Raw genomic sequence first — 12,623 nt, 5'->3', positions numbered from 1 at the left:
CGCTGCGCTCATTTCTTGCGTTGCGGATAGATCGTTTCGCCACGCTTGAGCATGGCGACGAAGGTCTCGATCTTCTTCGACCGCCCGGCTTCCGTCTTCATGTTGTGGGTACGGAATGCCAGCGCGAAACGATTCTGCGCGCTGAGTTTCGCAAGCATGGCCTTGGCTTTTGGCTCGGCGTCGATGGCCGCTTGCAGATCGGCGGGGATTTTCATGTCCTTGCCGCTCTTGTAGGCGCGGTCCCAGCGCCCGTCGGCCTTGGCGGCATCGACATGCGTCAGGCCGTGCACGGTCATCCTGCCTTCTTTAACGAGCCGCGCGACGTTATCGACGTTGATCTGGCTCCAGGTACCTTTCCTGGTGCGCGGCGAATAGCGCTGCAGGAAGCTCCGGTCGTCGAACCCCTTGCGCTGGCCGTCGATCCAGCCCCAGCACAGCACGACATCGATGGCTTCCTTGGGCGTGATCGACTTGAGGCCCGAATCCACTTTGTGGATCTTGATCCAGACTTCGCCGGCTTTATCGTGGTTCTTGGCGAGCCACTTGTAAAAGCTCGCGGCGTCCTTGAACGCGCGAATTTTTTCGGGATCGACGATGACTGGCGCCATCTCGCCGTCTCACTCCCACTCGATCGTTCCCGGCGGCTTCGACGTCACGTCGTAGACCACGCGGTTGACGCCCTTCACCTCGTTGATGATGCGCGTCGCGGTCTCGCCGAGAAACTTCATGTCGAACGGATAGAAGTCCGCGGTCATGCCGTCGGTGGACGTCACCGCGCGCAGGCCGACGACGTACTCATAGGTCCGGCCATCGCCCATCACGCCCACGGTCTTCACCGGCAGCAGCACGGCGAAGGCCTGCCAGATGGTGTCGTAGAGACCCGCCTTGCGGATCTGGTCGATATAGACCGCGTCCGCTTCGCGCAGGATGTCGAGCTTCTCGCGGGTGATCTCGCCCGGACAGCGGATCGCAAGCCCCGGTCCCGGAAACGGATGCCGGCCAACGAACACATCCGGCAGGCCGAGTTCGCGACCCAACGCGCGCACCTCGTCCTTGAAGAGTTCGCGTAAGGGTTCGACCAGCTTCATGTTCATGCGCGCGGGCAAGCCGCCGACATTGTGATGCGACTTGATCGTGACGGACGGACCGCCGGTAAACGACACGCTTTCGATCACGTCGGGATAGAGCGTGCCTTGCGCCAGAAAATCCGCGCCACCGATCTTCTTGGCTTCGTCATCGAACACATCGATGAACAATCGCCCGATGGTCTTGCGCTTCACTTCCGGATCGGTGACGCCTTCAAGCTCACCGAGGAATGTCTTCGACGCGTCAACATGCACCAGCGGGATGTTGTAGTGGTGCCGGAACAAGTCGACGACGGTCTTGGCTTCATCCTTGCGCAACATGCCGTGATCGACGAACACGCAGGTCAGCTGCTCACCGATGGCTTCGTGAATCAGGATCGCCGCGACAGATGAATCGACGCCGCCCGACAGGCCGCAGATCACCCTGCCCTTGCCTACCTGCGCGCGGATCTTCTCGACCGCTTCCTCGCGGAAGGCGCGCATTGTCCAGTCGCCGGTCAGCCCCGCGACCTTGCGGACGAAATTCTTGATCAGCTTCGCGCCGTCCGGGGTGTGCACCACCTCGGGGTGAAACTGCATCGCATAGAACTTGCGCTTGTCGTCGGCGATCACGGAGATCGGCGAGCCCGGCGCTTTCGCCACACCGCGAAATCCGTCGGGCAGCTTGGTGACGCGGTCGCCGTGGCTCATCCAGACGTAATGCTTCTCGCCGACCTTCCAGACATCCTCAAACAACGCGCAGTTATCGGTCACTTCGATCAGCGCGCGGCCGAATTCGCGATGGTGCCCGGCCTCGACGGTCCCGCCGAGTTGCTGCGCCATGGTCTGCTCGCCGTAGCAGATGCCGAGCACCGGCACGCCTGCGGTCAGGATCGACATCGGCGCGGACGGCGCATCGGCATCGAGCACCGAGGCCGGCCCGCCGGAGAGGATGACCGCTTTCGGCTTCATCTCGCGGAAGGCCGCTTCGGCCTTCTGGAACGGAACGATCTCCGAATAAACACCCTCCTCGCGGACGCGCCGCGCGATGAGCTGCGTCACCTGGGAGCCGAAATCGACGATGAGAATCTTCTCGTGCGCGGCCGCCACATCGGGCGTCGCGGAGGCAGTCTGGCTGTGTGCTGTCATGGAGAGGAAATACGCGACGGGGGGCGGAGTCGCAACCCGGCAAAGCATGCACGCCGACGCAATCCACCCATCAAAGAGCTCCCGGTTGACTTGCCTTAAATTAGGTCAATAATACTGACCTAATTATAAGATAGGAGAGAAACATGCAAGCTCTGGAGAGGACGCTCGAACAAAGGACCGCCTTCGCGGACACCTGGATTGGCGCCTGGAACAGACGCGATCTCGACGGGGTCCTGGCGCTCTATGCCGACGACAGCGAAATGGTCTCGGACAAGATCATCAAGCTGGGTTTCGATCCGAACGGACGGCTGCGCGGCAAGGACAACCTTCGCGCCTATTGGGGCCGCGCCCTGCCCCTGCGCCCGAAGCTCCATTTCACGTTGATCAATGCCTTCGTCAGTCCGGACAGCCTTGTGGTGTTCTATCGCGATGAACTCGGACACGAGATCTGCGAGTATCTGCGCTTAAATGCCGACGGCAAGATCGTACAGGGATCAGCCAACCATATTCACGGCTGATACATTTTAGATCCGGCGCGTCAGAACCGACACAAAAAACCCGTCGGTGCCGGTCCGGCGCGGGGTCATCAGCAGCCCCTCGTCCGATTGCAGCGTGGCGGCGGTGAAATCGTCCGCCTTGTCCCACAGCACCGAAGCCACCTGCGACGGCGGCACCACCGCGAATTCAGGATGACGGCTCACAAAACCGCGGACCTGCTCGTTGTTCTCCTGCGGCAGCACCGAACACGTAATGTAGGCGATCCGCCCGCCGGGCTTGGCGAGCGACGCCGCGCGATCCAGCACCGCGATCTGGTCCTTGACGCGAACCTCGAGCGCGCCGGGGCGCATCCGCCATTTCGCGTCCGGGTTGCGACGCCATGTCCCGGTGCCGGTACAGGGCGCGTCGATCACCACAAGATCGGCCGACGCCTTGATGTCGCTCAATGTATCGTCCGGCCCCTTCGGGGTGCGCACATCGGCATTGTGAACGCCCGCGCGCGACAGCCGCTCGTGGATCGGTGCAAGCTGGCGCTTGTCGTGGTCGGTCGCGATCAGTCTTCCTTTGCCCTGCATCATCGCGGCGAGCGCCAGCGTCTTGCCGCCCGCGCCGGCGCACATGTCGATCACCTGCTCGCCGGGCTTCGCGCCGCTGAGAAGGGCGGCGAGTTGCGAACCTTCGTCCTGCACCTCGACGCCGCCCTTGATGAAGTCTTCCTCCGAATGGATACCGGGATTGCGCGCGTCGGCGCCGAGATCGATCCGCAATCCGATCGGCGACCACGGCGTGGCCTTCGCGCCCAGATGCTTCATCGAACCCAGCACCTTCTCGCGCTTCGCCTTCAGCGTATTGACGCGCAGGTCGAGCGGCGCGCGGCTGGCCATCGCAGTGGCCTCCGCCACCCGCGCATCGCCGAACACGGCGGCAAGCTGCGGATCGAGCCATTCGGGATAATCGCCCGCGATATGCGCGGGGGCATCAATGAGTGTCCTTGAGGTCAGAGCCGCGCGCTCGGCATCGGTCAGCGGCTCGGGCGCGAAACGTCCGCCGTCGCACAAGGCCGCGACCGCGTCAGCATCCAGCCCGCGTTCGAGCTTGAGCATCCCGAGCAACCGCGCGCGCGGCGTATCCGCGTCCATCAGCCACGCCGACGACGCCCGGCGGCGCAGCACGTCGAACACCAGCCCCGCGATCGCGGCACGGTCGCCGGATCCGGCAAAGCGATGCGCGGTGCCCCAGTCCTTCAACGCATTCGGCGCGGGAACGCGCTGCGCGTCGATGGCTCCAAGAATCTCGATGGCTGCGGACAGCCGCGCGGCAGGCGTCATGATGGTCTTTCAGAAGTGGCCGGTCGTCAGATCGCGAGCAATATCTTGAGCGCGAAGTAGACCCACATGATGAGAAGAACAAGCGCTCCGGCCGCGAAAGCCGAGAAACGCAGTTTCAGGTTGTTCGAGGTGGCGTAAATGCCCGCATGAACGTAGCGCGTCACCACGAACACCCATGACAACAGCACGGTGATGAGATCGGCCTGCCGCAGCGGCAATGCAATGGCGATCAGCACAAAAAACAGCACCGGCAGTTCGAACTGGTTGGAATAGGCATTGCTGACCTGAGCCGCCTTGGTTGGCCATGCCTTCTGGCCGACGGCGATGTCGGACATTCGGACTTCGCGGTTTTTGAGCGCGCCGGTGCGCACCGAGAACATCCTGAACATCAGAATGAATGTCAGCAGCACGAGAACGAAGACCGGCAACAGAACCATCTGAAGTGTCATTTGAGCCCCCCAATGCCAGAATATACGCCGTTCCGCTATAGCCGCCCCCTCCCGCCCTGACAATCGGCTCAGGAGAACTGTGAACCTCCTCACAGACTGGCGCGACCAACGCATGGAAAGGATAAGCGTCCGGCCGTTGGCTGGGCCGCAACGGGTGCCGCGATGCTTTATATCGTCTCGATTTTGTCCGGCGTGCTGGGAGCCCTCGGAAGCGCGGCCGCTGCCGCGACAATCGCAGCATCCCTTGGCGGTCCGGAGAACCTCGATGCATTCATTGTCATCGGCCCGCTCGCTGCGGTCGCCGGATTCTTGACGGCCGTGGTGCTCACACTGACTATCAAGGGCGACGTCAGGACGGTGCGCGGCCTTGCTGTTCGCAGCCTCGGCGTCGTTCTCATGACCGGCGCATTGGCGGCGGGCGCTTACAGCCTGCGCAGCGCGGCGCTCGCGCATCTCGGCCTCATGACCAAGGCACCCGCCGTCGCGTTTGAAATCCGGCTGCCGCAGGCGGCGGCCATCAGCGACCTGAAGCGCGAAGCGCAGGTCGAACTGCTCACCGACCTCAATCAGACGCTGGCGCAACTCGACGACCATCTGGCCGCGACGGAAGACGGCCGCACGGTGCTGCGCGGTTCCGTACCGCTGAAGTTCAGGACATCGGATCGTATGGTGGTTCTTAGCCTGCCGGGTCAGGCGCAGCGCGCCTTCAAATTGCGCCTGCCGCCCAACCCAAGCCCGTCCGACGACTTCGGGCCGTGGCACATGGTCGATCGCGTTGTCCCCAACGGACGCACCGGGACCTCACGCGGCGCGCCGGACGACAGCTTCGCCATCCGTTACCGCGTGCTGTGAAGCACGCGTCCAGGAATTTCATGACCGAACCATTTGTCTGCGACTGATTTAAATCACCAAACAATTTTCATCTGGTGTTGCAGGATGGCGGCCGCAATTGCGCGGTCGTCATCCTGCAAATCACGCGACGGCAGGCCCGCCGTAAAACTTACGCCTTGTCCGGCGCAACGCGCACAAGCTGCTTGCCGAAGTTCGCGCCCTTGAGCAGGCCCATGAACGCCTCCGGCGCACTCTCGATACCCTCGGTGACGAACTCGCGGTGCTTGACCTTGCCCTCGCGGACCCACTGCGGCATGTCGCGAATGAAGTCGGAAAACTTGTCCGCGAAATCGCTGACGATGAAGCCGCGGAAGTTCAGACGCTTCACAAGGATCGCGCGCATGATCGAATTGGCCCAGGGCGGTGTCGGCGTGTCCTTGCCGAAGATCGTGTTGTAGTCGGCGATCAGACCGCACACCGGAATCCGCGCGAACGGATTGAGCAGCGGAAACACCGCGTCGAACACCTTGCCGCCGACGTTCTCGAAATAAACATCGATGCCCTTCGGACACGCGTCCTTGAGCTTGGCCGCGAGGTTCGGATCGCGATGGTCGAGACACTCGTCGAAGCCGAGTTCTTTCTTGACGTAATCGCACTTGTCCCTGCCGCCCGCGATGCCCACGGCGCGCGCGCCCTTGATCTTCGCGATCTGTCCGACCGCAGAGCCCACCGCCCCCGACGCGGCCGCGACCACCACCGTCTCGCCGGCCTTGGGCTTGCCGATTTCGAGCAGGCCCATGTAGGCCGTCATACCGGGCATTCCGAGCACACCCACCGCCGTCGAGATCGGCGCGATCTTCGGGTCGACCTTGCGCAATCCCTTGCCGTCAGACAGCGCGTATTGCTGCCAGCCCGAATGCGCGAGCACGATGTCGCCCTTCGCAAAGCCAGGATTGTTCGAGGCGACAACCTCGGCGACAGTGCCGCCTTCCATCACGCCGTCGATCGGCACCGGCGCGGAATATGACGGCCCGTCGCTCATGCGCCCGCGCATGTACGGATCGAGCGACAGCCAGATGGTGCGCAGCAGGAGTTGTCCGTCACCCGGCGTCGGCACCGGATAGTCCTCAAGGCGAAAGTCGCTCGGCTTCGGTTCGCCGACGGGACGGGATGCGAGAACGATACGCTTGGCAGACTGGGACATGGCGTTTCCTCGGTTTCTTGATGGACGTGAGCGTTATTTAGCCGAGAGCGGGTGGCATTGCCATGCGGCGCAACGCAACCGCGGCGGCATGACATCCATGCCGCCCTCCCGTTTAAAACAGAATAGTCCGAATTGGCGCGATCAGCCCGCGAGTTTCGCCAGCGCCTTGTCGAACGCCACAGCAGCACTCGGCAAATCCTTGAAGGACAGCCCGCTGTCGGCGGCCTGCTTCTGCTTGTCCGTCGCCGTGGGGCGGATTTCCGCGACGGGCTTGCCGCCTTCGAGCAACGCCTTTGGCGCGATGACGTGAAATTCGTGATCCTCGGCGGGCGCGTCCTTCAGCAGGAACACGCCGAGATAGACCGTGCTGTCGCCACGGCGGTACGAGATGTAACGCTCCATGGCGACGGAGCCGTCGCGCTGCATTCCGCCGAGCTTGGCATAGCCCTTGGAATCCAGCAGCCGGTGCGCCTTGAAACCCTTCACGCCCACCGAGTTCGCCTTCGCGGTTTCTTCGGACAGATCGTACTTGCCTGCGACGTCCTTGCCGATTTCGGCGAGCTGCGCGGATACCTCGTGCTCGAACTCCTTCAGTTCGGAGCGCGGCTTCGACGCCTTGCGCGGCTTGGCGGCATTGCGCTTCTCAAGCTCGGTCTGGCACTTCTCAACGATATCCGCGACCGACTTCCGCTCGGCGTTGACCAGCAGGTTTTTCAGATCCTGATCCGAGAGCGCGGCAATCCTGTCGTCTGTCCAGTCAACCATGATGTTTTTCTTCTCTGAGGTGTTGGGGAGATTGCGGCCGGAATGGCGGCCGGACCAATGAACGAGGAAACGTGCCTTTAAGACGCGCGGGGGCGGCGCGCCGGCGGAAAATGAAACAGCAATCAACGGCTGCGCAATTGTAGCGCATTTTGGAGGACCGTTGGGGCCGAAATTGGACGGTTATGCTTAACCGCCGCCGCCGGGATAGTTCGGGCTTTCGCGCGTAATCGTGACGTCGTGGACATGGCTTTCGCGCAGGCCCGCACCGGTGATCCGCACGAATTCCGCCTTTTCGTGAAATGCCTGAATGTCCTTCGCGCCGACATAGCCCATTGCGGCGCGAAGACCGCCGGCGAGCTGATGCAGCACATTGGCGACCGGTCCCTTGTAGGGCACCTGCCCCTCGATACCTTCCGGCACGAGCTTGAGCGTGTCCTTGATGTCCTGCTGGAAGTAACGGTCGGCCGAGCCGCGCGCCATCGCGCCGACCGAACCCATGCCGCGATAGGCCTTGTAGGAGCGGCCCTGCCACAGGAACACTTCGCCCGGTGTCTCGTCGGTGCCCGCGAGCAGCGAGCCGACCATCGCGACGTCTGCACCGGCCGCGAGCGCCTTGGCGAGATCGCCGGAATACTTGATGCCGCCGTCGGCGATCACCGGAATGTTCGCCTTCTTCGCGGCCTCGACCGCATCCATGATCGCAGTGAGCTGCGGCACACCGACACCCGCGACGATGCGCGTGGTGCAGATCGAACCCGGACCGATGCCGACCTTGATCGCGTCCGCGCCGGAATCGATCAGCGCCTGGGTGCCCTCGGTGGTTGCGACGTTGCCCGCGATGACCTGCACCGCGTTCGACAGCCGCTTGATGCGATTGACCGCTTCAAGCACACGCGACGAATGACCGTGCGCGGTATCGACGACGATGACATCCGCTCCGGCCTCGATCAGGCGCTCGGTGCGCGCAAAGCCCGCGTCTCCAACCGTCGTGGCGGCAGCGACACGCAGACGGCCCTGCGCATCCTTCGAGGCCAGCGGATAGGCGACCGCCTTTTCCATGTCCTTCACAGTGATGAGGCCGACGCAGCGATACTGCTCGTCAACGACCAGCAGCTTCTCGATGCGGTTCTGATGCAGCAGGCGCTTGGCTTCGATCTGGCTGACGCCCTCCCTCACGGTGATGAGGTTTTCATGCGTCATCAATTCGGAGACCTTTTGCTCCGGATCGGTGGCGAAGCGCACATCGCGGTTGGTGAGGATGCCGACCAGCTTGCCGGGCTTGCCCGGACCTGCCCCGGTCACCACCGGTACGCCGGAGATGCCGTGATCCTTCATCAGCGTCAGTGCGTCGACAAGTTTGGCCTCTGGACCAATGGTGAGCGGATTCACCACCATGCCGGATTCGAATTTCTTGACCTGACGCACCTGCGCGGCCTGACCGTCGCCTTCGAAATTGCGATGGATCACGCCGATGCCGCCGGCTTGCGCCATCGCGATCGCCATGCTGGCTTCCGTGACCGTGTCCATTGCCGACGCGATAATCGGGATATTGAGCGGGATGGCCCGCGTCAGATGGGTGCGAACATCGGCATCGGACGGCATAATGTCGGACAGACCGGGTTTCAGCAGCACATCGTCAAATGTGAATGCTTCGCGGATACCCTGACCCAACTGCCTGATTACCATTGCCAACTCCGTTTCACACAGCGCGGTCGCTGCGACATAACCTCAGGATGTGCGGGATTTGGCGACCGCTGACGCGTCGCTCGAATCGAAGCCCATCGGTGGGGTTGGCGGTGGTCGATAGCATGAAGGGATGACGTTTCAAAGCATTTCGCTCGAAAATCAGAGGTTTTTGCGCATGGGACGCCTGCAAAAGCCCCCCTAACCGCAGGCCTTCCCGGAACGGGTCGGCTCACGACGAGTTTATTGACCGCGCCGCCTAAGATGGGCCTATCTGGAGCGGCCATTTCTCTCCTGCCCGCCCCCTTCCCAAATCCTTCCACAAAGCCGAGACGATGCAGAAGGAACGCCTGATACCGCTGATCGTCGCCTGCGCCCTGTTTATGGAAAACATGGACTCGACGGTGATCGCGACCTCGCTGCCGGCCATCGCCGCCGACATCGGCACCAGTCCGCTGACGCTGAAGCTCGCAATCACGTCCTACCTGCTGTCGCTCGCGGTGTTCATTCCGGCGAGCGGCTGGACGGCGGATCGCTTTGGCGCACGCACTGTGTTCAGCGTCGCCATCGCCGTGTTCATGGTCGGCTCCATCGGCTGCGCCTTATCGACATCGGTGACCCATTTCGTGATCGCACGCATCGTCCAGGGCATCGGCGGCGCGATGATGACGCCGGTGGGCCGGCTCGTGCTGCTGCGCTCCATCGACAAGAGCGCGCTGGTCAACGCCATGGCGTGGGTCACCGTCCCCGCCCTGATCGGGCCGGTGATCGGACCGCCGCTCGGCGGTTTCATCACCACGTATTTTTCGTGGCACTGGATCTTTCTCATCAACATTCCGATCGGACTGATCGGCATCTGGATGGCGCTGAAATATATCGATCCGATCAAGAGCGAAAATCCCGAACGGTTCGATGTGGTCGGACTGATCCTCGCGGGACTGGGCGTCGCGGGCCTCGCCTTCGGCCTGTCGGTCGCGGGGCTCGGACTTCTGTCGTGGCAGATCGTGACATCGCTGATCATCGGCGGCGGCATCGCGATGGGATTTTATCTGCGCCACGCCAAACAGACCGCGTCGCCCGTGCTGGACTTCTCATTGCTGAAGCATGCGACGTTGCGCGCCAGCCTGACCGGCGGCTTCATGTACCGTCTCGGCATCGGCGCGCTGCCGTTCCTGCTGCCGCTGCTGATGCAGGTCGGCTTCGGCCTTTCGCCGTTCCAGTCCGGCATGGTGACGTTCGCCTCGGCGGTCGGCGCGCTGGGCATGAAAACGCTGGCCGCGCGGATCATCCGCACCTTCGGCTTCCGCAACATCCTGATCATCAACGCGGTGGTGAGTTCGATCTTCCTCGCAGCCTGCGCGCTGTTCACGCCGTCGACGCCGCTGCTGCTCATCATGATCATCCTGATCGTCGGCGGCTTCTTCCGCTCGCTGCAATTCACGGCGATCAACACCATGGCGTATGCGGAAGTCGCGACTGCCGAAATGAGCCGCGCCACCACCCTCGTCAGCGTCAACCAGCAACTGGCAATTTCAGCGGGTGTCGCGGTCGGCGCATTCGCCGTCGAAGCCACCATGGCCACGCGCCACGCCACGGAACTCGGCGCAGGTGATTTCTGGCCGGCGTTCGTGATCGTCGCCGTGCTGTCGGCGCTGTCGGCCTGGTCGTTCTGGAAATTGCCGGATGACGCAGGTCACGAGATTTCCGGCCACAGAATTCCGGAGTTGGAAACCCCGCAGGCCGCTGAAGCCGCCGCAGCCGAGTCCACCCACGACGCGCGCGACCAGAAGCTGGGCTAACGCCGCTTATGCCGCTTGTGTGACCGCCGGCCGCTGCAGCTTCGCCCGGAGCCATTGCATGGCAGGACGCTCGAAATAGCGATAGCCAAGCAGCGAAAGCAGAATCAACGCAACAAAGAACACCGCCAGGGTCAGCGGCGAGCGAAAGTCGATCGCCATCCCCGTCAATGCGAGCCATGTGACCACAAAAATCTGCAAGGGAAAGTGAAGTAAATACGACGAATAGGAAATATCGCCGAGCCAGCGCAGCGGGCGCGTAACCGGCGTCAATGCGTCGTCGGAGAGCGCGAGCACGATGACCAGTACCGGAAAGACAACGACGACCATCAGTGCATCGACCGATGCCGAAGCAAGCGCCTGCCTGTCCCACAGCAATGCAAAACAAGGCACGGCAGCAAGCGCGACAAAAACGACCAGCGACAATGGACGCCCAGTCGATAATTGCCGGACGGTGATTGCGCAAAGACATCCGAGATAAAAGGAAAACAGGCCGCGGCCCAGGAAGCCGTTGAAATCCATCAGAAGGAACCCAGCGATAGAAAGAGCGGCCAGAAAGAAGGGATGCGTCAGGCGAAACTTCGCGACACAGAAGAAAGATACATAAAGCAGGACCTCGATCGAAACGGACCAGATCGGCCCGTTAAACGAACCCGTTGACGAGAACCAGTTCGAGGCCAGAAAAAGCTGAAGCAAAAAATATGTCGGGGTGTTCTCGGTGTAGACGAAAAAATGCGACTGGCTTGAATAATAAACGGATTGAAGAACCGCGACCGCAATCAGCGTCACGAAGTGAAGCGGATAAAGCCTCGAAAATCGCAGAATTGCGAACCTGATTGCCGACACCGATCCGGACGCCACCTGGTCCGCGTAGATCGTGAAAAACACGAATCCGCTGATGCAAAAGAACAGATCGACGCCAAGGTAGCCGTATTTGTAGAACGGCCAGAACAGCGAAAAAGCCGGAAGCAGATCATCCGTGACGGCGCCGCGCGGCCAGAAATGCTGCCAGTGCCAGAATACGACTGCGAGCGCCGCAACCCCGCGCAGAGCATCGACCGAAACTATTCGCCGTTCGAGGTTCGGCATCCGCCCCGCCTGATTCCCGAGCGGAATTTACCACTTGTCCCGGACAGCAGATAGCAAACCATGGCCGTCTGCTCACGCTCTGTCGCTGCCACCACGAAACCCGAGTGCCAGAACATAGCGCTCCGACGAATCCTGCCTGCTGGCGGCGGGCTTGACGTGCTTCACGGTTGCAAAGTCACGCTTGAGCTGCGTCAGCAATTCCGCTTCCGCGCCGCTCTGGAAAACCTTCGCCAGAAATGTGCCGCCCGGATTGAGAATTTCGCAGGCGAACGCGGCGGCGCTCTCGACCAGGCCGATGATCCGCAACTGATCCGTCTTGCGGTGACCGGTGGTATTCGCCGCCATGTCCGACATCACGACGTCCGCGCCGCCGCCGATCATGGCGCGCAACTTGTCCGGGGCGCGGTCGTCGAGAAAATCCATCTGCGCAAACGTCACGCCCGGCAGTTCCGGCATTTCCAGCAGATCGATAGCGACGACCTTGCCCCTGCCCTCGACCGAGCCGACGCGCTTGGCCGCGATCTGACTCCATCCACCGGGCGCCGCGCCGAGATCGACCACGACCTGTCCCTGCTTGAGGAAGCGCTGCTTGTCGTCGATCTCACGCAGCTTGTAAGCCGCACGCGAGCGGAAGCCGTCGCGCTTGGCCTGCACGACGTAAGGGTCGTTCAACTGACGTTCCAGCCAGAGTTTCGACGACAGCTTGCGCTTGCCGCCACTCTTCACTGTGACATGCAGCCGGCCGGTGGTGTCTTTCGCCATCCCAA

The 12,623-nt window shown here is 62.2% G+C and carries 12 protein-coding genes; 3 read left to right on the top strand and 9 right to left on the bottom strand.

Going from position 1 to position 12,623, the window contains the following annotated elements; genetic code table 11:
• Positions 1 to 8 precede the first annotated feature (8 nt).
• A complete protein-coding gene (locus AC07UB_RS00875) occupies positions 9 to 608 on the bottom strand; it encodes a YdeI/OmpD-associated family protein (RefSeq protein ID WP_494652493.1) in 600 nt (199 codons plus the stop codon).
• A 9-nt stretch (positions 609 to 617) separates the two neighbouring features.
• Positions 618 to 2,213, bottom strand: coding sequence for a glutamine-hydrolyzing GMP synthase (gene guaA / locus AC07UB_RS00870; RefSeq protein WP_494652495.1), 1,596 nt, complete (start codon positions 2,211 to 2,213; stop codon positions 618 to 620).
• Between the two features lie 143 nt (positions 2,214 to 2,356).
• Between guaA and AC07UB_RS00865 the strand changes: the two genes are divergently transcribed.
• Entirely contained in the window at positions 2,357 to 2,731 is a 375-nt protein-coding gene (locus tag AC07UB_RS00865; protein ID WP_494652497.1) for a nuclear transport factor 2 family protein, read from the top strand.
• A 6-nt stretch (positions 2,732 to 2,737) separates the two neighbouring features.
• On the opposite strand, the gene AC07UB_RS00860 is transcribed toward AC07UB_RS00865, so the two are convergent.
• Positions 2,738 to 4,039, bottom strand: a complete 1,302-nt coding sequence (locus tag AC07UB_RS00860) for an RsmB/NOP family class I SAM-dependent RNA methyltransferase (protein WP_494652499.1) — start codon at positions 4,037 to 4,039, stop codon at positions 2,738 to 2,740.
• A 26-nt stretch (positions 4,040 to 4,065) separates the two neighbouring features.
• A complete protein-coding gene (locus tag AC07UB_RS00855; RefSeq protein WP_494652501.1) occupies positions 4,066 to 4,488 on the bottom strand; it encodes an MAPEG family protein in 423 nt (140 codons plus the stop codon).
• 162 nt (positions 4,489 to 4,650) lie between these two features.
• On the opposite strand from AC07UB_RS00855, the gene AC07UB_RS00850 reads away from it, so the two are divergent.
• The gene (locus tag AC07UB_RS00850) at positions 4,651 to 5,340 is read left to right on the top strand and encodes a hypothetical protein (RefSeq protein WP_492789517.1); all 690 of its coding nucleotides are present in this window, start codon (positions 4,651 to 4,653) and stop codon (positions 5,338 to 5,340) included.
• 148 nt (positions 5,341 to 5,488) lie between these two features.
• Here AC07UB_RS00850 and curA read toward each other — a convergent pair whose 3' ends face one another.
• The 3 genes from curA to guaB all read right to left on the bottom strand — a co-directional run bounded on the left by curA (position 5,489) and on the right by guaB (position 8,974).
• Positions 5,489 to 6,523: an NADPH-dependent curcumin/dihydrocurcumin reductase gene (curA, locus tag AC07UB_RS00845; RefSeq protein WP_494652504.1), complete on the bottom strand. Its 1,035-nt coding sequence runs from the start codon at positions 6,521 to 6,523 to the stop codon at positions 5,489 to 5,491.
• A gap of 141 nt (positions 6,524 to 6,664) precedes the next feature.
• The gene (locus AC07UB_RS00840; RefSeq protein ID WP_494652506.1) at positions 6,665 to 7,288 is read right to left on the bottom strand and encodes a hypothetical protein; all 624 of its coding nucleotides are present in this window, start codon (positions 7,286 to 7,288) and stop codon (positions 6,665 to 6,667) included.
• A gap of 186 nt (positions 7,289 to 7,474) precedes the next feature.
• Positions 7,475 to 8,974, bottom strand: a complete 1,500-nt coding sequence (gene guaB / locus AC07UB_RS00835) for an IMP dehydrogenase (RefSeq protein WP_494652508.1) — start codon at positions 8,972 to 8,974, stop codon at positions 7,475 to 7,477.
• A gap of 332 nt (positions 8,975 to 9,306) precedes the next feature.
• On the opposite strand from guaB, the gene AC07UB_RS00830 reads away from it, so the two are divergent.
• Positions 9,307 to 10,770: a DHA2 family efflux MFS transporter permease subunit gene (locus tag AC07UB_RS00830; RefSeq protein ID WP_494652510.1), complete on the top strand. Its 1,464-nt coding sequence runs from the start codon at positions 9,307 to 9,309 to the stop codon at positions 10,768 to 10,770.
• 6 nt (positions 10,771 to 10,776) lie between these two features.
• On the opposite strand, the gene AC07UB_RS00825 is transcribed toward AC07UB_RS00830, so the two are convergent.
• Together AC07UB_RS00825 and AC07UB_RS00820 are read right to left on the bottom strand one after the other, a co-directional pair.
• The gene (locus AC07UB_RS00825) at positions 10,777 to 11,856 is read right to left on the bottom strand and encodes an acyltransferase family protein (RefSeq protein WP_494652512.1); all 1,080 of its coding nucleotides are present in this window, start codon (positions 11,854 to 11,856) and stop codon (positions 10,777 to 10,779) included.
• Positions 11,857 to 11,928: 72 nt separating this feature from the next.
• Positions 11,929 to 12,618, bottom strand: a complete 690-nt coding sequence (locus tag AC07UB_RS00820; protein WP_494652514.1) for an RlmE family RNA methyltransferase — start codon at positions 12,616 to 12,618, stop codon at positions 11,929 to 11,931.
• Between the last annotated feature and the right edge of the window lie 5 nt (positions 12,619 to 12,623).

Source organism: Afipia sp. GW821-FHT04G03 (assembly GCF_059419985.1).
This window is presented reverse-complemented; position numbering and strand designations above follow the sequence as displayed.